A 22392-nucleotide genomic window follows, 5' to 3' on the forward strand; every position below is an offset into this window, starting at 1 on the left:
CTGAGTTCACCATCCAGCCCACCCGAGGAGCCCCATGGCTGCGCCCCGCGGCAGCGTGTTCACCAAGAACGACTACGCCTATGTGGAACTGCGCGACCGGATTCTCACCGGCGTGCTCCCCGCCGGCTCCGTGCTGCCCCAGGGGCGCCTCGCCCAAGAGATCGGCGTCAGCACCACTCCGCTCCGCGAAGCCGTCCGGCGCTTGGCAGCCGAGGGCCTCATCCTGCTCGAGGCCCACCGCGACGCCCGAGTGGCCGAGGTGACCGCGGCAGAGGCACGCCACCTCTATGAGGTCCGCGCCAGCGTGGATCCCCTTGCCGCCTCCCTGGCTGCGAGCCGACGCACCGACGAGGATCTCGAGCAGCTCCACCGAGCCGAGGCCGATTTGCGTCCCCTGGGCGGCAACGCCACTCTCGACGCGCTCATTGCCCACCGCGAGTTCCACCGCAGCATCTACCGCGCCTCGGGCAACCCGCTTCTCGTCGACATCCTGGAGCGCCTGTGGGACAAGGCCGACCGCTACCGCATGGTCGCCCTGGAAACGCGGCGAGACTCCGAGGAGGATTCACGCCGCGTCGCCAAGGAGCATCGGCAGATCGCTGCGGCCGTGGAAAGCGGCGACGCGGACGCGGCCGCTCAGGCCATGCGCGTCCACATCGACAAGAGCCTGGGCCGCCGCGCCATCGCGGCTCTCGAAGCGGGCGACTCACGCGCCTGAGCCCCTCCCCTGCTCCGACCTCTCGGCCGGATTTACCGCCATTCGTCTGACGTGTTGCACATCACAGGCTGTAGGTTATAACGTATAGCCTGCCGTCGGAGAGTCTGATGGTCCGGTCATTGCACCGGGTACCGGAGGAGAACACTCCATGGCACGAGCAGCAACCGCTGGCCCGTCCCGTTCTGCCGGGCGGACCGTCGCGACCGTCATCGCCGCCCTGGTGGGTGCCGCCTTGATCGTGTTGGCCGTAATCGATGCCTCGGCATCCGCGGGCAGTGCGAACGCCCGGAACCAGACCACCCTGATTGCCCCGGCCTCGGCTGGCGGTGGCTGGGACGGGGCAGCCCGCGAACTCCAGCAGGTCATGCGGTCCGAGGGGATCGTCAACAACGCCCAGGTGGTGAACATCCCCGGGGCCGGCGGCACAATCGGTTTGAGCCAGGTCTCGGGCATGAGCGGTGACGCCTCCACCCTGATGGTCATGGGCATCACCATGCTCGGCGCGATCAACATCAACGGGTCCGGGGTGGACATGGACGACATCACGCCCATCGCCCGCATCACCGATGACTACGACGTCCTGGTCGTCCCCGCCGACTCGCCGTACGACTCCGTGGACGATCTGGTGGCCGCGTGGGCCGAGGATCCCCGGAGTTTTCCGTTCGGCGGTGGGTCACTGGGCAGCGTTGATCAGATGATCATCGCCCAGCTCGCCCAGCAGGCCGGCATCGATCCCACGGACGTCAACTACATCGCCTATTCCGGTGGCGCCGAGCTGGCGACGTCCCTGCTCTCCGGCACCATCGACGCCTCCGTCAGTGGCTACGCGGACTTCAAGGGCCAGATCGAGGCCGGGAAACTCAAAGCCTTGGCCGTGTCTGCGCCAGAGCCCGTGGAATCCCTGCCCTATCCCACTCTGGTGGAGGAGGGCTACGACGTGGTCCTGACCAACTGGCGCGGCATCGTGGCCCCACCCGGCATCACCGAGGAGGAACGGGCCGAGCTGGAGGACATCGTCACCGAGACGGTGTCCACCCCGGCCTGGGCGGATGCCCTGGAACGCAACCAGTGGACCGATTCCTTCCTCGTCGGCGAGGAGTTCGAGCAGAACCTGGCCGAAGAGCGCGCCACGGTCGACCAGATCTGGTCCGACCTCGGTTACTGAGCCTGCTCCCCCACACATCGTGCACCTCCTGTGAAAGGAACCCCGTCATGACCATCCTCGTTGCCTACTCGCACACCGACGAAGGCGCCGCCGCCCTCGTCCACGCGGCCCGACTCAGCGCCAAGGACGCCCTGGACCTTGTCGTCTTCGATCTCGATGCCTCATCCACCGCGGACGACGGCTCCATCGCCCCCGGACATCTGCCCGAAGGTGCCGTCTCGGACGGACAGATCGTGTCCTGGCGCGGCCCGGACCACCAGTCCCAGGACGCGGCCGGTGACCTACTGGACGTGGCCGAGCAGATCGGTGCGTACGCGATCGTCGTCGGCGTCCGCCGCCGCTCCCGCGTGGGCAAACTGATCCTCGGCTCGATGGCGCAGAAGATCATCATCGACGCCAACGTCCCCGTGATTGCTGTCAAGGCGGACCAGCATGAACGCTGAGCACCAGACGTCCCGACCGGCCGAGCGCACCGCCGACGCCGGGACCCCTACTTCCACTCAGCGGGGCGCCCGCACCGCCCCCTTCTGGCAGGGCCGTGGCGCCTTGGTCATCGCGGCCCTGATCTTCGCCCTGGCCGTCTACCTCACCATCGGGCTCCTCACCATGGACGTTCCGGAGAGTGCCGAGGCACCGGGACCAAAGTTCTACCCGACGCTCCTGGCCATCGGGTCCTATCTCCTCACCATCCTGCTGGTCATCGACACCATCCGGCGGCCTCAATCGGGCACGCCGGACATCGCGCCGGAAGCGGATGAGGAGACGGCCACCGCGACGGCAGCAGCTGCCGCGGCGCCGACCGACCCGAAGGCCGTGGCGATCGGCGTCGCTGCCTTCCTCGTCTTCGCGCTCATTCTGCAGCCGCTCGGCTGGTTGCTGTCCGCCGCCGCGTTGTTCTGGGTCATGTCCATGGCCCTCGGTGCGCAGCGACGGCTTCTCAGCCTGGGCATCGGACTCGTGCTGTCCTCGGCCGTCCAGGTCGCGTTCTCCATGGGACTGGGGCTCACCCTTCCCGCCGGCATCCTCGGAGGGATCTTCTGATGGAATCACTGAACCTCCTCATGGAGGGCTTCGGGCAGGCCCTGACGCCCATCAACCTCCTGTGGGTCTTCCTGGGCGCACTCCTCGGCACCGCCGTCGGCGTTCTGCCGGGCCTGGGATCCTCGATGGCCGTGGCTCTGCTGCTGCCGGTGACCTTCAGCCTGGACCCGACCGCGGCGTTCATCATGTTCGCCGGCGTGTACTTCGGTGGCCTGTTCGGTGACTCCACCATGGCGATCCTCGTCAACACCCCGGGCGGGGCGACCGCCATCGCCACCTCCTTCGAGGGACACCGCATGGCCCAGCTTGGCCGCGCGCCGCAGGCCTTGGCCACGGCTGCGATCGGCGCGTTCCTGGGCGGCCTGGTGGCCACCACCATCGTCGTGTTCTTCGCACCGGTCCTGGCCGAGCTGGCCCTGTTCTTCGGGCCGGCGGAGTACTTCGCGCTGGCACTCTTCGCCTTCCTCGCCACGGCATCGGTGGTCTCCGACTCCGTCATCCGGGGCCTGGTGTCCCTGATGATCGGCCTCATCCTCGCCGTGGTCGGCATCGACGGCATCTCCGGCACCCAGCGGTTCACCTCGGGCGTCCCGGAGCTCTTCGACGGCATCAGCATCATCGTCATCACCGTGGGCGTCCTCGCCCTCGGTGAGGTCTTCAAGGTGGCCTACGAACGCCACCAGCCACAGCCGACGGTGGGCAAGGGCGCTGCGGGCCGTCCGTTCCTCTCCCTGCGGGAGTTCAAGGAGGCCCTGCCCGCCTGGCTGCGGGGCACCGCCTTCGGTGTGCCGTTCGGCGTCATCCCCGTGGGCGGCGCCGAGGTGCCCACCTTCATGGCCTACGGCACCGAGCGGCGGCTGGACCGCCGGCGTCGGAATCCGCAGTTCGGCAAGGGCGCCATCCGCGGCGTGGCCGGCCCGGAAGCCGCCGGCAACGCCACCGCCGGCACGGCGATGGGCGCGCTGCTCGCCATGGGACTGCCCACTTCCGCGACGGCCGCCATCATGCTGGCTGCCTTCCAGCAGTATGGCCTGCAACCGGGGCCGATGCTGTTCGAACGCAACGCGGACTTGGTGTGGCCGCTGCTGGCCTCGCTGTTCATCGGGCTCGTGGTGCTATTGATCCTGAACCTGCCGTTCGCGCCCTTGTGGGCCAAGCTGCTCCTGGTCCCCCGGCACTACCTGTACGCCGCGATTACGATGTTCTGTGGCCTCGGCGTCTACGCCACCTCGGCTGCTGTCACCGACCTGTTGCTTGTCCTGGCGATCGGCTTTGTCGGCTTCCTGATGCGACGGTTCGACGTCCCGATCGCCCCCCTGATGATCGGCGTGATCCTCGGACCACTGGCCGAGACCAGCCTGCGGAACGCACTGCTCTCCTCGGGCGGCGAGGTCTCCATCCTCTGGTCCAGCTCCATCACGTGGGTTCTCTATGGACTGATGGCCGCCGTCCTCATCGTCACCGCCTGGCGCCGACTCCGTCAGACGAAGGAACGTGATATCTGACGCGGACACCCCTTGATCCAGCAGAAGAACGACGTCGGCCCCGGCACCTCACTGCCGGGGCCGACATCGTTGGACGTTATTCGGCAGTCTCCGCCACGGCCGACGGCCGGCTCTGCACCCGGTATCTGCTGGGTCTGACACCGTACTCCCGGGTGAAGGCGGCGCTGAGGGCGAAGGCGCTCGAGTAGCCGACCTGCCGGGCGATCGACTCCGTGGTGTCCTCCCGTTCCTGCAGGAGGTCCGCGGCCAGGCACAAGCGCCACCCGGTCAGGTAGGAGATCGGAGGTTCGCCCATCACCTCGGTGAAACGACGGGCGAACGTCGCCCGCGAGACCTGCACGCGGCGGGCCAACGAGTCAACGGTCCAGGCCCGCGCCGGATCGGCGTGGAGTGCCCCGAGCGCGGGGCCGACGACGGGATCCCCGGCCGCCCCGTACCAGGCGGGGACGTCCGTGTCCGGCAGCGCGAACCAGTCCCGCAGTGCCCCGATCAGCACGAGATCCAGGAGCCGGTCCAGCACCGCCTGCTGTCCGGGTTCGCGGTTCTCGAGTTCGGACTCGAGCAGCCCCAGCGCCCGTGATCTCTGATGGGCGCCAGGGACCACGACGACGTTCGGCAGGGCATCGAGGAGCCGCCCGGCGATCCTGCCGGAGGTCGGGAAGGACCCGGCGAGCAAGACATGCTCTGAGTCCAGCCCCGCCTCGTCAGCCACTCGCCCGAGTCCACCGTGCCCTGCGGAGAGGCGCTCCCCGGTCTCCTCGAGGCAGACCCCCTCGGCGGTCAGCACACACGCGGTGGGGATCCGCCCGGTGGGGTCGCTGGACAGAAGCGTGGACCTCGAGCCGGTGAGGATCGCGAGGTCGCGGGTGCCCAGGCGTAGTGGATCCTCCCCGTCCCGCCGGAGCCAGGCCTCGCCCCGGAGCATCACCAGGACGGTGATCGAGGCACCACCCTCCTGACGGATCGCCCAGGGCGGGGAGAGCAGGTTCTGGCCGATCAACGCCCCGGAGGAGCGGATGTTCTCCAGCACTTCACTCAGCGTGTCCACGCTGTCAGGTTAGACGATCACGCATCGATTCCGGAGTTCCAGATATTCTCTGTCTGATCGGCGTGCGGTGGACTGGTGATTCCCCAACACCAGGAGAGACACTATGCCCGTCAATCATCCCCCCGTCCCCGGCTCCGCCCTCTGGGTGCTCGCCCACCCCCGCCCGAAGTCGCTGAACGGCCACCTGTACCGCGCCGGCGTCGAGGCCTTGTCCCGGGACCACGATGTCGCCACCTCGGACCTCTACTCCCTGGGGTTCGACCCCGTCTTCGGCCGAGCCGACCTGGGCGAGCCGCACGACCGGCCGGGGAACCTGGCCGAGCTCGCCGGACAGGCCTACTCCCGCGGCGAGCTCCCGGCGCAGGTCCAGGCCGAGCACGCGAAGCTCGCCGCCGCGGAGCTGCTGGTCCTCCAGTTCCCCCTGTGGTGGTACGGCCCGCCAGCGATCCTCAAGGGCTGGCTGGACCGCGTGCTGACGGACAGCTTCGCCTATGACAACGAGCTGGACCCGGACGTGCACCTCCCCCGCCGCTACGGGGATGGCGGACTCACCCGGCGCAAGGCCCTGATCATCGTCACCGCCGGGGAGGACGAGCGCACCATCGGCCCCCGGGGGCTCAGCGGCGACCTCGACTCACTGCTGTTTCCGCTGACGCATGGAGCCCTCTGGTACGTCGGCATCGACGCCCTGGATCTGCACGTGGTCCACGATGCCGATTCCCTCGCCGCGGGAGATGTCGAACGGGAGCGCGAGCGGCTCCTCCGCCGGCTCCAGGGAATCGACAGCGAACCGAGCCGCCCCTACCGGAGCCTCCGCGATGGCGACTACCCCTCCGATCTGCGCGCCCTGAATCCGGACCTGCTGCCCGGTCGCACGGACCTCGGCATCCACCGCCGCGAACCCCGGGCCCACACCCTGCCGGCCGGGGCCGACGCGTGGCCGATCACGACCCGAAGCCCGGACCCTGGCGCACCGGAGTACATGGCCTTCAGCGTTGCCTCGGACGACGGCGCTTCTCGAGCTGCCAGACGGTGATGACGGCAACGATCTCCGCGGCGAGAAAGAGCAGCATGTAGGGGCCGCCGGCACCCGCGCTGCGGTCCTGGCCGATGCCCCCGCCATCAGCGAAGAGGGCCCCGATGCCCATGGCGAAGACGTTGTTCATCACGTGGAAGGCGATGGGCGCTTCAAGGCCTCGGCTCAGCACGGCCATGACCGCGGTGCTCCCGCCCAGTCCGAGGTAGTGCACGATCATCCATGGATCCGTGCTGGTGTGGAGCGCGGCGAAGAGCACACTCGAGCCGGTGATGCCGAGGATGAGCGCGGGACCGGAGGCACGGATCCAGGAGGCATAGGAACCGGTGAGGACTCCGCGGAAGGCGACCTCCTCGGCAGCGGCCTGGAGAGGCGTGGTCAGCAGCACCACGGCCAGCAGAGCGATGGTGGTGCCGGAGACGGCGAACAGGGACAGGGGGGACGGGTTGACCCACTGGAGCACACCGTTGGTGATGAACAGGAGCACCGCGAACAGGCCGGCATACGTTCCCAGCCGGCCCCACTGGAAGGACCGCCCCACGCTCAGTGCGGAACGCCATGGCACGCGCCCCACCTTCGCGAACAGGAGAAGAACGAGGGGGGCGATGAGGATAATCGCGAGGTTCGTCGCGAGGTAGGTCAGCGGGGTGAGCGAGGTGTCGGCGGGATCTTTGCCGAACACGCCGACCTCCACGATGACGGCGGCGCTTCCCAGCAGCAGCTGGAAGAGATAGGTCGCAGCGATCACGACGATCGTCAGCAGCAACGGGACCCGCCACCGCATCGACACATGGGCGCCGAAGGGCCGAGCGTCATCGACCGGGGCGGAGGCCGCCCCCGGTCCGGCAGTGGGGGTGTCAGGAGTCGCGGTCATGGGTTTCCTTTCGTCCGAGGTGGTGGGCGAAGTGCTTCTCGATCGCGTGCTGGAGACTGATCTGGTTCTCCGGGTTGCCGAAGCCATGCCCCTCGTCGTCGGCCAGAAGATAGTCGACGGCGACGCCGCGCTCGCGCAACGAGTCGACGATCGTGTCGGACTCCGCTCGGGGGACGCGGGCGTCGTTGGCACCGTGCGCGATCAGCAGCGGGGTGGTGATCCGGTCAACGTAGGTCAGAGGGGAGCGGGCGTGCATCTGCGCCTCCTGCTCCGGAACATCAGGGTCTCCGGCGTAGGCGTACCAGTTGCTGGCGAGGTAGGGGCGGCTCACCGGGGGAAGGCTCCGGATGAAGCTCGTCAGATCCGCGATGCCGACGATGTCCACGGCCGCGGCGAAGCGGTCCGGGGTGAACGCGGCACCGACGAGAGCGGCGTATCCACCGAAGGAGGCCCCCATGATCCCGATCCGCCCCGGGTCCGCGATGCCCTGGGCGATGCTCCAGTCCACCGCATCGAGCAGATCCTCGTGCATCGCCCCGGCGAACTCCCCGACCCCCGCGTGGGTGTGACGCCGCCCGTATCCGGAGGAGCCGCGGTAGTTCACCTGCAAGACCGCGTACCCACGGTTGGCCAGGAACTGGGCCTGCGGGCTGTATCCCCATGCGTCGTGGACCCAGGGCCCGCCGTGCACGAGCAGCACGAGCGGCAGCCCGCAGGGCGGGAGGCCAAGCGGAAGGTCACCCGGGAGGTCAACCGGGAGCGTGAGGAACCCGTGCAGGGGCAGTCCGTCACGGGCGCTGAAGGCGACCGGCTCCATGGGCACGAGATCAGCGGGATCCAAATGCGGATAGGACCGGAACAGGCGGCGGCTGTGTCCGGTGGAGTGGTCGTAGAACCAGGCCACATCCGGGTCCCTGTCGTGCACGAAGGTGGCGACCCAGCGCTGACCGGTGGTGTCCGAGGACAACGAGCCCAGCACCCCGTCGGACAGCTGGGACAGCGCGCTGTACGTCTCGGCGAAGTCCGGATCGATCACCTCGATGTGCGGCCGTGGCCCGGTGAACCGTGCGGCGAGGATCCTCCCGGTGAGGCGGTCGGTGAACAGTGTGGGCGGCAGCACGCCTGGCGCCAGGACGCTCATGACGTCGAGGCTTCGTCCCTCCACCGCCGCCAGCACGCTCACCTCCCCGGTCGCGCGCTCAATGCGCACCAGCTGCAGGTCATTGCCTTCGAGATAGCTGCCGAGGATGAGACCGGTGCCGTCCGGCGTCGCCTGCTGTAGTTCCACCCCGATCGGATGGTCCGCGCCTTTCAACACCCGCAGGACGCGCTCCTCACCGGTGCCGGGATCGAGGGTCGAGAACTCGGTATCCCCTTCCGCGGTGACACGGGAGAGGAAGGCCGGCTCCCCGTCTCGATCCAGCAGCAGGTTCACTCCTGGTGCGGATTGCTCGTGGAGGAGGGTGACCTCGCCCGTGGACACGTCGATGAGGAACACATCCAGCGAGGCGGGGCGGGGATTCATCGTGGCGATCACCGCCCCGGCGCGGGAGCGCAGCAGCTCCGCGGAGAACACCCGCGATCCCGCCGGCAGAGGGGTGAGGTCGGCTGCCGGAGCCGCCGGATCCTCGAGGTCCACGCGGAAGAGATGCCACTCCTCATTGCCATCGGTGTCCTGGAGATACAGCAGCCAGCGGGGGTCATCGGCGAAGAAGTAGGTGGAGATGCCTCGCCGGGCGTCACGGGTGACACAGCGGGCGGCGTGGTGGTCTTCGTCGATCCCGCGCACCCAGACGTTGCGCCGGCCGTGAGCGGGCGCGAGGTACGCCAGCCGCGTCCCGTCTGGCGAGAGCGTGGGGTGTGCGAAGTCGGGATCGCCGAAGAGTTCCTCGACGTCGAGCCGTTGGCAGTTCTGCCGGGTGCTGGTCATGCGGGCTGCTCCTTCCAAGGGGATGCTGACTCCCTCATCGGAAACCGTGCCCCAGGGGCACAGTCAAGGCCGCCCTTCCGATTCCCTCCCCCATCGCCGAGGATGGACCTATGCCTGTCCTCGCTCGTGACCGCTGATGGCTTGGAGCACGCGCCAACTCGCGGACCTCGCGGGCACCACGGTGAAGACCATCCGGTACTACCACGCGATCGGAATACTCGAAGAGCCCGCACGGGCGGTCAACGGCTACAAGCAGTACGGCACGGTCCACTTGGTCAGCCTGCTGCGGATCAAGCGACTCCGTGAGCTCGGGCTGTCAGCAGCCGAGATCCAGGCGACGGCCGATTCGGACGGGGATTTCTTCGATACAGTGCGTGAACTCGACGCCCGGCTCGCCGCCTCCATCGAACGACAGCAGAAGGTCCGTGACGACCTCGCCGAACTGCTCACCCACCGCACCGGACCGGATGTCCCCGTCGGCTTCGAGTCCGTCGCGCACAGCCTCACCGGGGCGGATCGGGCGGTGATCTCGATCAGCGCGTTGCTCTTCGAGGAGCAGGGCATGCGGGACCTGCGGGACATCGCCGACTACCACCAGGACGCCGACGCCGCCTTCAACGAACTGCCGGCCGATGCTGACGCCGAAACCGTTCGATCCGTCGCCACACGCCTGGCGACGGTGCTGCGCACGATCCACGAGACATACCCCGGCACGCGGGACCTGCCCCGCCCCACCACCCTCCGCGAGACCGAAGCGACGCACGCCCTGATCCAGGCACTGACCGATCTCTACAACCCGGCACAGATCGACGTCCTCCAACAGTCGTACCGTCTCGCGCAGGAGGGTTCCACTTCCGAAGGAGCGGGCGGTTGACGGGGGTGGCGAGCGAGGACATCAGCGCCACCTGCGCCGAGCGCATCCCGCTGGGCCGAACTTCCGAGCCCGATGAGATCGCTGGCGAGGACGCCCGTTTCATCACCGGCGCCCTCCTGCCGGTGGACGGCGGCCAGACCTCCTGGAGCGCCCAGCCCAACATCTCGGTCGGCCTCTCGACCTGATCCCGCTGACCGCTACGGTATCCGGCCGCGGCATTTCCCCACGATCATGAATTTTCACGGTGATCATCACGGGGATATCGCACGATCACCGGGAATGTGCGGGACGCGGGAGCGGGAGGGGGCAGGGGCCAACGCCCGCTAGCACCTCGCGCACCACCATCCCCGGATCCGGTGCCTCCATCAGCGCCCGCACCAGCGCGACGCCGGCCACGCCAGTCCCAGCCAGCGCGGCGGCGTCCGCGGAGGTGACGTCCCCGATCGCGACGATCGGCAGGGCCGTGGCCGCCACCAGTTCCGGATAGCCGTCCATGCCGAGGGGTTCCCGGCCGGACTCCTTCGTCGGGGTCCGCCGGAACGGCCCGGCGCCGATGTAGTCCAGCAGATCGCGTTGGGCCTCGGCGGCACGGACCAGATCCAGGGTCCCCGTCGTCAACCCGATAATCGCCTCCGGCCCCAGCAGTGCACGGGCATCGGCCACGGGCAGGTCGTCCTGTCCCAGGTGCACCCCGTGCACCGCAGCTCCCCGCGAGCGGGCCGCCCACGCGACGTCCGGCCGGTCATCCACCAGCACCCGGGTCGCCGGGCTGGCGGCGTGCACCGCCTCGGCCACGGCACAGGTCAACTCCAGCAGCTCTGCGGCGGAGGCCTCCTTGGCCCGCACCTGCACGACGCCGGCCCCGGCGGCCGCAGCGGCCGCGGCCACCTCCATGGTGCGCCGGCCGGTCCCGGAGGTGACCAGGTAGCAGCGCAGGTCGAGAGCATCCTGGGGCGCCCTCATCGCTCCACCTCCTGTCCCGCGCCGTCGAGCGCATCCGGCACAGAAGGGGTGGGGCAAGAAGAAGTCACGCGGACATCCCTTCGCTAGGTCGAACTAGATCAGGTTCCACGGGTGTGATCTCAGCGCCGGACAGCGCACCCCGTGTCCAGGAGTCAGTGTAGGGCAGGCATCACACACCACCTCTTGCAGGACCGGCCCCGGGTGGAGTCACTCCGCAGAGCTACCGGACGTGCCCACTCCGGGGTGACGATCCGCGAGTCCCTTCTCCGTAGCGTGCATTCCGCCCGGCAACAATGCCGGCGAAAAAGGAGCACCCCATGCAACCCGCACCCTCACCCGCACCCCTGAGCAAGCCCCCAACATCATTGGTCCCGAAGACCCCGTTCTGGTCCCGCCCGTCAGTGCGCGCGAGCACCATGGTGGTCATTTTCGCTGCCCTGATGATCGTCACCAATTCCGCCGCCTCCGCGCTCGGCAGCCCGGCCGCCGCTCTGCTGATCGGTCCGGTTCTCGGTGTACTCGTGCTGTGGCTCTACTCCGTCGCCGTGCGCCGCATCGAGCAGCGTCCCGTCATCGAGCTCGCCCGGCCCACCGCTGCCAAGCGGCTGCTCCTCGGCACGCTCGGCGGGCTCACCCTGGCCTGCGTCTCCATCGGCTTCATCGCCGCGTTCGGCGGATACCAGATCATCGGGTGGGGAACACTCGCTGGAGCCCTCACCATCGTCGGCATGATGTTCGCCGTGGCCGTCGCCGAGGAGGTCCTCTTCCGCGGGGTGATCTTCCGCCTCGTCCAGCAGCGCTGGGGCACCTGGATGGCCCTCGCGGCGTCCGCGCTCCTGTTCGGCCTCGTCCACCTCGTCAACCCCGGTGCCACCCTCTGGGGAGCCCTCACGCTCGCCGTCGAGGCAGGCCTCATGCTCGGCGCCGCCTATGTGGCCACCGGTTCGTTGTGGCTTCCCATCGGCCTCCACCTTGGATGGAACATCACCACCGTCGCGATCTTCGGCACCATCGGCTCCGGGGGCGACGCGCGCGAGGCCCTCGTGGAGGCCGTGACGCCCGGCCCTGTCTGGCTCACCGGTGGCAGCTTCGGACCCGAAGCCAGCCTCATCTCCGTGGCCGTATGCTCCATCGCCACCGTGCTCCTGCTGATCTCCGCTCACCGCAACGGCCCGATCACCCACCCTCAAAAACACGTCAGCACTTCGCGGACCACGGCCCGCTGATCATCGGCCTCCCTCGGCGCCCACGGCATCGAGCGCATCCAGCAGGTGCATCCGGAAACTCCCCGGCCCGGCGGCCCGCTCGGCGGCGAGCTCCCCGGCCAGGTTCATCCACACGGTAGCGGCCAGCGCGGCCTCGAAGCCGTCCTCGGCCACCACCGAACAGGCCGCGGTCAGGGCGCCGAGCAGGCACCCCGTGCCGGTGACCCGGGTGAGCTGGGAGGTGCCGCGCGCCACCAGGATGCTGCGGCCGGCGTCGAGCACCAGGTCTGTTGCCCCGGAGACGGCGACCGCTCCCCCGGTCCTCCGCACCACCTCACGGGCCGCCTCCTCTGCGGCCGCCGGCGCCGAGAGCGAATCGGCACCGCGCCCACCCGGACCGGCACCCACCAGGGCCAGAACCTCGGAGGCGTTGCCGCGCACCACCACGGGCCGCGAGTCCAGCAGCCGGCGGGCCAGGGGCGTGCGAACGGGGGCGAGGCCGATGGCGGTGGGGTCGAGCACCCAGGGGCGGCCGTCCCGCACGGCGGCGGCCACGGTGGCGGGGATGCCGTCCATGGCGTCCGTGCTGAGGGTGCCGAGGTTGACCGCGAGCGCGTCGGCCACGGTGGTCACCACGGGCGCCTCGGCTTCCGTCTCCGTCATCATGGGGCGGGCGCCGGCGGCCAGCAGCCCGTCCGCCACGATCCCCATGGACACCGTGGCGGTGATGCAGTGCACCAGCGGCGCGCGCTCCCGCACGGCGGAGATCACATGAGCGACGGCGGCCAGGTCCGGATCGGGGTCCGCGCGCCCGGGTGCCGGGCCGGTCACCGGACCACCCCCGCGGCCACGGCGTCCAGGTCATCCACCAGATCCTTGGGGGCGAGCCGGGGTCCGAGCGCGGCGCCGAGGGCGAGCAGCAGTCCCCCGAGGCCGACGAGCATCATGACCGAGCCGTGGCGGCCCAGCACCGGTTCGATCAGCGGCAGGTAGAACGGGTAGAGCGCCGGCACCACCAGGGACAGGCTGTAGCCCATGCCGTAGCCGGTGGAGCGGACCTCGGTGGGGAAGCGCTCGGAGAGGTAGGCGGAGACCGGCCCGTAGGCCGATACCGTGATGACCTGCAGCACCGCGGCGAACACGGCGGCGAGCACGAGCGTGGAAGCGGTGAGCGCGAGCCACCACACCACCGGTCCGGCCAGGGCGGCCACCAGGCCCCAGAGCACGAACAACCGACGCCGGCCGGTGAACGTGGAGAGGTGACCGGCCACGGCCATCACCACGGCCTGGGCCACCGAGGCCAGCCCGATGACCACCGGCACGGCCGCCGGGTCCAGCGCGGAGTCCGTGGTCAGGCGTTCGGTCAGCAACAGCACCGTGCTGTAGGTCAGCAGCCAGAGCCCGGTCATGAGCAGGAAGACCTGCCAGAAGGCCTTGGCCCACCTGCCGGTGAGCAAGGATCCCAAGCCCGACGCCGGCCGCTCGCCTGCCCGTGCGCCCTGCGGTTCGTCCAGTTGCGCGCCGCGCCGTGCTGCTGCGCCGGTTCCCGGGTGCGGTTCAGGAGCATCAGCCTCGGCCACCTCCTGCGCCCGCTCCCGGGCCCGGCGGTGGAACACCGGGGCGTCGGCCACCTGGCGGCGGTAGTACACAAACATGCCGAGGGAGAGGGCCGCGCCGATGACGAACAGCAGCCGCCAGCCCCACAGGGCATACTGCTCCGGGCCGATCAGGGCGAGCAGCCCGGCCACGGAGAACGCGATGGTGGCCTGCGCCCAGGGGGCCATGGACAGAATCAGCCCGCTCATGAGGCCCCGCTTGCGACCGGTGGACCACTCCATGGCCAGCGGGATGGCCGCGGAGTACTCGCCGGCCACGAAGATCCCGCCGAGGAACCGCAGCGCCAGGATCAGCGCCACCGTGCCGGCACCGAGCAGCTCGTGGGTGGGCATGGCGGCGATGGCCAGGGCGCAGGCGGCGGTGCCGGCGATCGCGATGCGGGTGGTGCGGGTCCGCCCGAGCCGGTCGGAGATCCGCCCGAACACGATCCCGCCGACCGGCCGGCCGAAGAGCATCGCCACGATGATCAGTGCCCCCGTGGAGGCGGTGGCGGCCGGCCCTGCGAGCACGAGCATGGCCGGGGCCAGTGCGGTCACCGGCAAGAAGACATGGATGTTGTCGATCCAGTTGCCCACCACGCCGGCGCGTAGGGCGGCTTTCCCCTCCGGTGGCATGGCCGCGACGCCGGCCTGGTCTGGGGACTGTCCGTAGGTGAGGCCGTTTTGGAGCCCGCGGGCGGGGGCGGTCATCGGGCCGCTCCGGAGAGGTCTGCGGTGGCGTTGCCAGCAGGGTCGGCGGCCGGCGCCGCCTCCGGCTGGCGCGCCGGTACCGCCTCGGTTGATCGCTGCGGTGGGGCCGCTGCTTCCGGTTCGAGCCGCGTGGCCTGCTCGAAGAACTCGAGCTCGTGCCGGCAGGCGATCAGGTAGGCGCGGGCCGCGGCGGCGCGCACCGTCGGGGAGGCTCCGGCGAACTCGTGCTCCACCTGCTCCAGGGCGCCCTGCACGGCCGCGACAAAGCCGGGATCCCGGTAGGTATCCAGCCAGGCGGCGTACGGGTGGTTCGCTGGGACGTCCGGAATCGCGCCACCGACCTGAGCGTAGAGCCAGAAGCACGGCAGCACGGCGGCGGCCCCCACGGCCCGGTCCTCGCCGAGCGTGGTGGCGAGAAGGAAGTCCGTGTAGGCACTGGTCACGGGGCTGGCGGTAGTGCGGGCAGCCTCGGGCCGGGCCGCAATCCACGTGCGGTGCAGGTCCGCTTCCTCGGTGATGGCACCGGTGGAGGCCTGAAACCAGAACTGCTGCGACTCGGTGCTGGAGGAACGCGCGGCGAGGGCGGCCAGGGCACGGGCGTAGCGGTTGAGGTAGAGCGCATCCTGGGCCAGGTAGAACGTGAAATCGGCCTCGGACAGGCTGCCCTCCACCAGGGCCTGCACGAAGTCAGACGCCCCGATGGCCATCGTGGTCTCCGTGCCCGCCTCCCAGAGGGCAGCGGTCCAGGGGCCGACCGGTGCAACAGCGGGCGTTGCGGTGGCCGGCACGTGGGACGTGCGGCTCCGGTCTCGCTGGATGTCGGGATCCCGCGGGGCACCCAAGTCCTGAGGGGCCTCGAGTACGGGCGGGACGGGGTCGTAGGCCAACCAGGGGTTGGCGGCGCCGGCGGCCTGCAGCCGGCGTGAGCGGTGGGAATGGTCCACGGGGCCATGGCCGGAGCCGAGCTGCAGGGCTGCGCCGTGGAGGATGGCCTCGTGCAGCCAGTAGGTGGCCCAGGCAAGCGCAGCTTCCGGGGTGTCACCGCGGCCAAGGCGGGTGGCCAGAGCCGAGGACAGGGAGCAGCCGGTGCCATGGGTGCTGGTGGTGTCCACGCGGGTGGAGGGCACCGGGAGAAGGGTTCCGTCCGGGCCGACCCAGGTGTTCGTGACCCGCCGCCCATCCAGGTGCCCGGTCTTCACGACGACGGCCACGCCCGTCTCGGCGGACCAGCGGGCGGCCTGGTCGAGCGCCTCCTCCTCGGTGGTCGCGCGGGGTTGGCCGGTGAGGACGGCGAGCTCGTCGATATTGGGAGTGACCACGGTGGCGCGGCGGCAGAAGGCGACCATGGCCTGCTCGGCCTCGGGCTGCAGGAGCCGGTCGCCGCTGGTGGCGATCATGACCGGATCCACCACGAGGATGCTCGGTGGGTTCTGTTCCAGCCATTCGGAGACCGTGGCGATGATGTCCGCGGTGCCGAGCATGCCGGTCTTGACGGCCTCGAGGGTGACGTCGTCGCTTACGGCGTGCAGCTGCGCGGCGAGGAACTCGGCGGGTGGGACGTGGAGGTCCCGCACGCCGTGGGTGTTCTGGGCGACGAGGGTCGTCACCACGCTCATGCCGTAGCCACCGGCCGCGGTGATCGACTTGAGGTCCGCGGCGGTGCCGGCACCCCCGGTCGGGTCGGTCCCAGCGATGGAGAGCACGCGGGGCACCGAGCGTGCGGCGGGCAGGGCGGGGCTGGGCTGAAGTTGGGTAGGGCAAGAAGAAGTCACGCGGACATCCCTTCGCTAGTACGAGCTAGATCAGGTTCCACGGGTTTGATCTCAGCGCCAGCCGACGCACCCCGTGTCCACGAGCCAGTGTAGGCCAGGTCCCCCGATGGCCGTCGGCTTCCCATCGCACTTGACCCCCACGTAGGCGGTTTGGCCCAGATCCTTGATTTCCAGGGTTCTCTGCCCCTCAAACCGCCCTATTCACGTCATGGATTGCATGGTTTGCCTGCATCAGGTCCCGGCCAGGTCCCGACTCTTGGCAGCCGACCACTGATCCCTTGGGGGTTACGTGGGGTTTATGGAAGCGTGGCGGGAAACTCCGCAATGGAAAGGTGCGCGCGACCATCGCGCATAGCCACCTTCCCTCGGCGATGTGCCGCTGAGGGGAGGGGCCGCACTCAACCTACGAGAAATCACCGCAGGTCTTGCACGAGTTTGGGAACCGCTCGCCGATGTTGGAGGTAGCCTCGGTCCAGAGCGCTACAACGGCGAGTTCCGATCGGACTCGTGCTCCGTCAGAGTCATGAGTCGCAAGAACTAGTCCTGCTCGGCAGAATTACTTACCAACTCGAACCAATGCGGCAAAATCTGCCGACTCGGTTGCATGCGTCTGCGCCCAACATGTAGCGAGCACCGTCAGAACGTGCGGTCTGCCATATGCCTCGCCCAACCGATTCACCCAGTCATGGGCGTCCTCCCCCTCAAGGTCATCGAGCTTTCGCTGAAGCTCAGCCTCATCGACACGTAGAGCCTCGGCAAGCGCGGTCGGGTCATCCTTGAGTGTTCGGAAGAGCTCGTCCGGGTCGTCGTTACTCGGCAGAAAATGAAGCGGCCAGCGACCCTTTATTGGCGCATCGGACAGCTCTCCCCTTTGATCACCGTCAGGGACCACGGCGAACGCTAACTCGGGCCCGGGAGGCCGAGGCAGGCTGCCGCGGAGGGGGGTCATATACCCATTGCCGTCGCCCCAGACGAGTGAAGTGGTCTTGGAGAGCACGCGATCGCCCTGGTCGAGCAAGGCACGGCAGAGGTACCAGGCCGACTCGTCCTCGACGAATAGAACGCGCTCTATCGGTGGTCTCGCCAGCAAAGTGTCGGCGATTGTGGGGTCGTCCTGAGAGTGGAACCCGCCTGTCGACCCGCCAGCGCCCATGCGCAGAAGCAGAAACGCGCCATGATCTACCGCCGACGAGATCATTTCTTCCGAATGTGTCGAAATGACCATACGCCAGCCGCGCTGCTGACAGATTGTCAGAAGTCGCGAAAGAAGGCGTTCGACACCGATCGGAGGCAGGTACGCGTCAGGCTCGTCCAGGAGCAAGGTCAGGTTCTTGTGGTTCTTGAACTGTTCGAGGATCCAGAGCAAAAAGTGGACCGAGAACTCACCGAGACCCATATCGAGTGCGTCGTACTCGATCCCGGCATAACTGACCGTGAAATACGGAGTTAGCGGATCATCTTCTGGGCCGCCGCCCCACCGGAACTTCGCCGCGATTTCCCCGTCCTCCGGACCAACGTCGAGCGCGTACCAGTCGACCGACTCGTAATCGCGGCCGACCACCCTTCGCACGTCTTTTAGCCTCTTATCATCAGGGCCAAGTCTGCCAAGCTCGTCCTTCATTTCCTCTAGATTCGAGAGCGATCTGAGAACGATGAGCGCTTGTTCACACAGATGATGCAGATCCAGGTAGAGCCCGTCGTCTCCTAAGCTCGAGGCGATGGACCGTAGCAATCGCGATTTACCTGATCCATTTCGTCCGCCAAGGACGGTGCATGGGCGGGAAAGGTCGATGGCACTTGTGGCACCAATGTCCAATAGGTTCGGCTTCGCTCGTCTGTGTGCGGTCTGAAGCTCGTGCCAGACGAGCAGTTCCTTGGCTCGTCTCATGCGGACGCATCCCGATTAACGATCGGGTTCCCCCAGTCAGACTGCTCGATAAACGTCGAAATGGAGCCCTGGACGTGATTGGTCGGACTCCCCTGAAATTGGCGTAGCAGGCTGTCCGAACCACGCTTGGGCAGCGTGTTGAACTCGTGCTGCGACACCAGATGAATCACCAGGTCACGAATCAGAACGGATGATACGTCGGTCACGCGATACGACGCGCGATCATCATAGAGCGCCGCGAGAGGGCCCAGGAAGTCGGTGTTGTCGTCCTCGCGCGCCTCGAGACGCAGTTCCTCAAACCGAGCAAGAAGATCGTCGGGTATCGGGCCAGTATCAGCGGGAGCCCACGCGCAGTACACCAGCCACGTCTGCAGGGTTCCCTTGTTGAATCGGACTCGGATCGGCGTCCGATCGATGAGTTCAAGCAGCCGAGCTGCCGCTGATCGGACACCAGAGATCGTCGCCTCGTCGAACGCTCCACTTCGATACTGCGCTTCGACCACGTTGTTGTTGATGTGCCGCCGCATGTCGTCAAGCTGCAGCGCCACGCAGGCTCGTGCGATGACGTCGTCATAGGCGAGCCGGCTATTGCTGAAACCGATGCGCTCCTTCGTCAGTAGACCGCTCACCTTGAGTTCTTCAACCAGTTCCTTAACCTGATCTCGCGCTTCGCCATGGAGGGCGTTGCGTTTCTCAGGTGGGGTTAGGTTGTACGACTGATTTAGCCTGAAGAAGAGCTCGTTTGGCTCCTGCGGCTCATAATCGTCTAATTTGATCACGGAAATCGAAAAACTGTTCACTGCGCGCCGAACCTCGGATGGGAGCTTTTCATACGTCAAGCCATCGAGTCGCTGTATTCGCTCATCAGGAGGCTCTGTAGACCCGTTTACCTTGATTTTGTTCGCGAAGAAGTCGCGGATCGCAGCCAGCCGCTGCTGTCCATCCAGCACCACATCTCCGCCCTCCGAGTCCACAACGATGTGGATCGCGGGCACGTACCAATCGCGCAGGACAGTATCGATCAACCGTTGGCGCCGCGGGGTATCCCAGATTTCGTCGCGCTGAAAGTCCGGTTGAAGATCAAGCTCACCATCCCGAATGCGTCGCACCAACGACTCAAGGTCAGGATCTGACTTTGTAAGTCTCACAGGTCTCCTTATAAGAGTGCTGACGCCTCGATGCCATCAATCCTAGAGACTTCGGCGCCGAGCGAACGGGGCTTGCTTGCTTCGGGCGAGTCAGCCAGAGTCGATAACTTTTTCCTGGGGTTGAGCGTTTGCGCGGCGAGCGCGAGCATCAACGTGCATGTTGACTGGAGTTGCCTCAATCACGCGCCTGACCATTTCAGCGATGAAATGATCCGGGCGCAGGTCAGCAGGGACTCTCTCCCAGGGAAGATGCACGCGAGGAAGGCTCTCCAGTGCAGCGTCGACTTCAGACTGTTCAACCTGCTCTTCGGCCTCGTCCTCCACTTCTTCACCGTCGTGCACACCAGCCTCTGCGAGTGGGTCCTCACCATCACCTTGATCGTCGTCTACCTTCTCTACGGCGAGATGGCTTCCGTACTCGATAACGATGAGGGACACAGCGTGGTAGGCGTCATCTTCTCGTCCAAGTTTCTGGAGGAGGTCGATGAGCCACTCGGCCTTGTCGGGCGACTCGTCGAAGATGGTGGATCGGAGCCCGTAGACGAAGCCGAGTGCGGCGAGGGGGTGGCGCAGGCGGAGGTTCTTCGCGTCGCCGTAGGATTCTTCGACCCGGTTGGCGGCGTTCTTACCGAAGCTGGAGTCCATCCGTTTTGTGCTGATGAGGAGCTCTGGTCCTGCTGCCCAGTTCGACATGACGACGTCGACCTGCTTGAGGTAGTTCTTGCCAAGGATGTTCGCCGAGGATGCGGCTGCTCCGGTAGGTGGTGTCTTTGCTTGAAGTCTCTTCCAGAGCGCGTCCCGTTCTTTGGCTGTGACTTTGTTGAGCAGGCTCACGATGGGGCTAGGCAAGATTCGCGGCGCCGAAGGACGCGGCCAAGCGGCGTCAGCATCGAACCCGGAGCGACGGAGCTCATACGAAAGCCAGACGTCCAACGCGAGAGCGGGTACGCCCGTCGTAGTGGGGGCTTTCAGGTAGAGCGGGACACCCAGAAGCTTGATGAGTGTGTCATAGTCGGGCTCATAAGAGAGAGCTCCGCTCTCGTCTTTAACCCAAGGGTTACTGTGCTCCCCGCTGGGAGCGGCATCAGCGACGATGCGATCAAAGATCGCCCACGCTTTCGCCTTAGTCGATGGTTCAGCGGCCACTTCGTCCCCTTGCTTGGCGTCGGCCAGCCAGGGCGGCGTGGGCGTCTCGCACATGGTCGAGTTCTGATTCTGTAATGACGCCGGAGCCAACGAGCACGACGCTATCGACGAGCTTGACCGCCGCGATGAGGTCACCTTGTTGGAGGAGCTTCGTAACGTCTGGCTTGATCAAGCGCAGCTGCTCTGCACAAGTCTGGACATGTGCAGGTGAGGGCATCGCCCAAACGTCAGCCTCGCGTGGCTCAAGTTTGAGTATCCCTCCCCCATACGAGCGCCCCACCATTTCGGCGTTGAGAAGAGTCACCGAGTTAAGGCTCGCGATCGGTAGAAGCTCGCGCCCCAATTCCCGGTGTTGATCGTCGAGGTAGACGCCGTGGACCGAGTTGAGGTGGTGCGCGCCTGCCGTGTTCGTCGTCAGCCGAGGCGTGTCCGCGTTCATGCACGTCAGCAGCAAGTCGGCAGGTTTCAGCAGCGGCACTCGGTACCACGGCTTCCGCACTCGGCACTTGTATGCTTCGTCAACACCTGCGAGGTGTCCGGCGTCGATGTATGCCTGCGCAGCTGGAGACGGCCTGTCAGCTGGGCGGAACAGCCAGGTAGATTTGCCTTGTTGCCCGAGCTTGATCATCGCACTGTTGGAGAGTTCAAGCCCTCTGAGATGGGAACTACCAGGCGGCGAAAGCCGAACAAGGTCTTTGCGAGGCAGACCGAGCTCTTTGACTCGTGCCGGGGAGAGGGCGAAATAGCGATTATTGCCAGTGACCATTCCGAGAGTGGTGTCACCCCAGGCGTCGAGGCTTGTGAAGTGACCTTCTGCTCGGAGCGTACGAAGAGGTTCTACCGCGTCCGGGTCCACCAGCAACCCTGTCCATTTCGCTGATGGGTCGGAAGGCGTCCAAGTGAGCGAACCGCTAAGCGATGCAAGCGCCTCGGCGTCTTGTGCTTGGTAGATCGTTGCGTGATCGGTTGGCCCCTCGTTGAAGCCGTCTGCGAGGAGTAACACGACATCGGCTTCCGCCTCAGGGAAAACTTGCTCAGCGAAAAGAACAAGTTCAACGCTGCGGAATCGGTCAAAGAGGAACTGTCGAACCGCTGCAGCGTAGTTCACGCTGAGAAGCTCTGCGGGGAGCACAAGGCCCATCCGTCCACCGTCTTTCAAGAAGAGGGCGGAGTGGACCGTGAAAGCGGCCCAGCTTGATGCCAGCGCAGTCAGAGAGACACCGGCTTTCAGAGCCGCTGCGCGTGACCGGGTTCGGGAATCGCCACTGAAATCCTGGTAGCGAATGTATGGCGGGTTGCCGACCACGACCGAGTAACGGGGCTGTGGCTCGACGAGAAAGAAGTCGCTGACCGTGATATTCGGGTTTCCACCGGCTTCCTCAACCCGACGGTGCGCGACCGCGGCACTGTGCGCGTGAATCTCGACACCGTCTACAGAGGGCGCGCTAGAGCCGTTCTCGTGGAGACGGCGCACTGCTTGGACGAGAAAAGCGGCATCACCGGTAGAGGGTTCGAGGACGGAGTCTGTCGAGCTCCGGATCGCCCAGTCAGTCACATAGCGCGTTATCGCCTCGGGCGTGAAGAACGCGCCACGAGCTTTGCGCAGTTCTGCCGTGTCGGCAGGAGTGGCGGCGGTTTCAAGCATGCTTCCATTCTGCCGCACACCCCCGACAGACACGGGGATGCTGCTCAGCATGGTGTGCTCTCGCCAGCAGGAAACCACCAGATTGCGTGACGAAACACGCCAGTTAGCGCGCGCTGGCCCCGGTCGGT

At 67.1% G+C, this 22392-nt stretch carries 20 protein-coding genes and 2 riboswitches; of the genes, 9 read left to right on the top strand and 11 right to left on the bottom strand.

What is annotated here, in order from left to right:
• Positions 1–34: 34 nt before the first annotated feature.
• The 5 genes from RUH65_RS02085 to RUH65_RS02105 all read left to right on the top strand — a co-directional run bounded on the left by RUH65_RS02085 (position 35) and on the right by RUH65_RS02105 (position 4429).
• A complete protein-coding gene (locus tag RUH65_RS02085; protein ID WP_313815537.1) occupies positions 35–718 on the top strand; it encodes a GntR family transcriptional regulator in 684 nt (227 codons plus the stop codon).
• A gap of 148 nt (positions 719–866) precedes the next feature.
• Positions 867–1883 carry a tripartite tricarboxylate transporter substrate-binding protein gene (locus tag RUH65_RS02090; protein ID WP_313815538.1) on the top strand — a complete coding sequence of 339 codons (1017 nt, stop codon included), beginning with the start codon at positions 867–869 and terminating at the stop codon, positions 1881–1883.
• Positions 1884–1930: 47 nt separating this feature from the next.
• Complete coding sequence (locus RUH65_RS02095; RefSeq protein WP_313815539.1) at positions 1931–2326, top strand: universal stress protein; 396 nt, start codon at positions 1931–1933, stop codon at positions 2324–2326.
• On the top strand, positions 2316–2924 hold the full coding sequence (locus tag RUH65_RS02100) for a tripartite tricarboxylate transporter TctB family protein (protein ID WP_313815540.1): 609 nt from the start codon (positions 2316–2318) through the stop codon (positions 2922–2924). The genes RUH65_RS02095 and RUH65_RS02100 overlap by 11 nt, the downstream gene beginning before the upstream one ends.
• Positions 2924–4429 carry a tripartite tricarboxylate transporter permease gene (locus RUH65_RS02105; RefSeq protein WP_313815541.1) on the top strand — a complete coding sequence of 502 codons (1506 nt, stop codon included), beginning with the start codon at positions 2924–2926 and terminating at the stop codon, positions 4427–4429. Before RUH65_RS02100 ends, RUH65_RS02105 begins: the two co-directional genes overlap by 1 nt.
• A 76-nt stretch (positions 4430–4505) precedes the next feature.
• On the opposite strand, the gene RUH65_RS02110 is transcribed toward RUH65_RS02105, so the two are convergent.
• Positions 4506–5477, bottom strand: coding sequence for an AraC family transcriptional regulator (locus RUH65_RS02110; RefSeq protein ID WP_313815542.1), 972 nt, complete (start codon positions 5475–5477; stop codon positions 4506–4508).
• 103 nt (positions 5478–5580) lie between these two features.
• On the opposite strand from RUH65_RS02110, the gene RUH65_RS02115 reads away from it, so the two are divergent.
• The gene (locus RUH65_RS02115; protein ID WP_313815543.1) at positions 5581–6513 is read left to right on the top strand and encodes an NAD(P)H-dependent oxidoreductase; all 933 of its coding nucleotides are present in this window, start codon (positions 5581–5583) and stop codon (positions 6511–6513) included.
• Here RUH65_RS02115 and RUH65_RS02120 read toward each other — a convergent pair.
• Both RUH65_RS02120 and RUH65_RS02125 read right to left on the bottom strand, forming a co-directional pair.
• Positions 6467–7387: a CPBP family intramembrane glutamic endopeptidase gene (locus RUH65_RS02120; RefSeq protein ID WP_313815544.1), complete on the bottom strand. Its 921-nt coding sequence runs from the start codon at positions 7385–7387 to the stop codon at positions 6467–6469. The two genes, RUH65_RS02115 and RUH65_RS02120, sit on opposite strands and share 47 nt — an antisense overlap.
• Positions 7371–9317, bottom strand: coding sequence for a S9 family peptidase (locus RUH65_RS02125; protein WP_313815545.1), 1947 nt, complete (start codon positions 9315–9317; stop codon positions 7371–7373). The genes RUH65_RS02120 and RUH65_RS02125 overlap by 17 nt, the downstream gene beginning before the upstream one ends.
• A gap of 136 nt (positions 9318–9453) precedes the next feature.
• Here RUH65_RS02125 and RUH65_RS02130 point away from each other — a divergent pair, with 136 nt between their 5' ends.
• On the top strand, positions 9454–10191 hold the full coding sequence (locus tag RUH65_RS02130) for a MerR family transcriptional regulator (protein WP_313815546.1): 738 nt from the start codon (positions 9454–9456) through the stop codon (positions 10189–10191).
• Entirely contained in the window at positions 10188–10376 is a 189-nt protein-coding gene (locus tag RUH65_RS02135) for a hypothetical protein (RefSeq protein ID WP_313815547.1), read from the top strand. The genes RUH65_RS02130 and RUH65_RS02135 overlap by 4 nt, the downstream gene beginning before the upstream one ends.
• A gap of 85 nt (positions 10377–10461) precedes the next feature.
• On the opposite strand, the gene RUH65_RS02140 is transcribed toward RUH65_RS02135, so the two are convergent.
• Positions 10462–11154, bottom strand: coding sequence for a thiamine phosphate synthase (locus RUH65_RS02140; protein WP_313815548.1), 693 nt, complete (start codon positions 11152–11154; stop codon positions 10462–10464).
• A gap of 58 nt (positions 11155–11212) precedes the next feature.
• A riboswitch (TPP riboswitch) is annotated at positions 11213–11306 on the bottom strand.
• A gap of 165 nt (positions 11307–11471) precedes the next feature.
• On the opposite strand from RUH65_RS02140, the gene RUH65_RS02145 reads away from it, so the two are divergent.
• The gene (locus RUH65_RS02145) at positions 11472–12380 is read left to right on the top strand and encodes a type II CAAX endopeptidase family protein (protein ID WP_313815549.1); all 909 of its coding nucleotides are present in this window, start codon (positions 11472–11474) and stop codon (positions 12378–12380) included.
• On the opposite strand, the gene thiM is transcribed toward RUH65_RS02145, so the two are convergent.
• The 7 genes from thiM to RUH65_RS02180 all read right to left on the bottom strand — a co-directional run bounded on the left by thiM (position 12381) and on the right by RUH65_RS02180 (position 22264).
• Positions 12381–13190: a hydroxyethylthiazole kinase gene (gene thiM, locus RUH65_RS02150; RefSeq protein ID WP_313815550.1), complete on the bottom strand. Its 810-nt coding sequence runs from the start codon at positions 13188–13190 to the stop codon at positions 12381–12383.
• Positions 13187–14665 carry an MFS transporter gene (locus tag RUH65_RS02155; RefSeq protein WP_313815551.1) on the bottom strand — a complete coding sequence of 493 codons (1479 nt, stop codon included), beginning with the start codon at positions 14663–14665 and terminating at the stop codon, positions 13187–13189. The genes thiM and RUH65_RS02155 overlap by 4 nt, the downstream gene beginning before the upstream one ends.
• A complete protein-coding gene (locus RUH65_RS02160) occupies positions 14662–16368 on the bottom strand; it encodes a bifunctional hydroxymethylpyrimidine kinase/phosphomethylpyrimidine kinase (RefSeq protein ID WP_313815552.1) in 1707 nt (568 codons plus the stop codon). The genes RUH65_RS02155 and RUH65_RS02160 overlap by 4 nt, the downstream gene beginning before the upstream one ends.
• Before the next feature lie 59 nt (positions 16369–16427).
• Positions 16428–16521, bottom strand: a riboswitch (TPP riboswitch).
• A 472-nt stretch (positions 16522–16993) separates the two neighbouring features.
• Entirely contained in the window at positions 16994–18325 is a 1332-nt protein-coding gene (locus tag RUH65_RS02165) for a hypothetical protein (RefSeq protein WP_313815553.1), read from the bottom strand.
• Entirely contained in the window at positions 18322–19434 is a 1113-nt protein-coding gene (locus RUH65_RS02170) for a DUF262 domain-containing protein (RefSeq protein WP_313815554.1), read from the bottom strand. Before RUH65_RS02170 ends, RUH65_RS02165 begins: the two co-directional genes overlap by 4 nt.
• Positions 19435–19563: 129 nt before the next feature.
• The gene (locus RUH65_RS02175) at positions 19564–20619 is read right to left on the bottom strand and encodes a hypothetical protein (protein ID WP_313815555.1); all 1056 of its coding nucleotides are present in this window, start codon (positions 20617–20619) and stop codon (positions 19564–19566) included.
• Positions 20609–22264 carry an N-6 DNA methylase gene (locus tag RUH65_RS02180; protein ID WP_313815556.1) on the bottom strand — a complete coding sequence of 552 codons (1656 nt, stop codon included), beginning with the start codon at positions 22262–22264 and terminating at the stop codon, positions 20609–20611. The genes RUH65_RS02175 and RUH65_RS02180 overlap by 11 nt, the downstream gene beginning before the upstream one ends.
• Positions 22265–22392: the final 128 nt, after the last annotated feature.

It is taken from the genome of Citricoccus sp. (genome assembly GCF_032154715.1).
In the GTDB taxonomy this organism is placed as follows: Bacteria; Actinomycetota; Actinomycetes; order Actinomycetales; family Micrococcaceae; genus Citricoccus.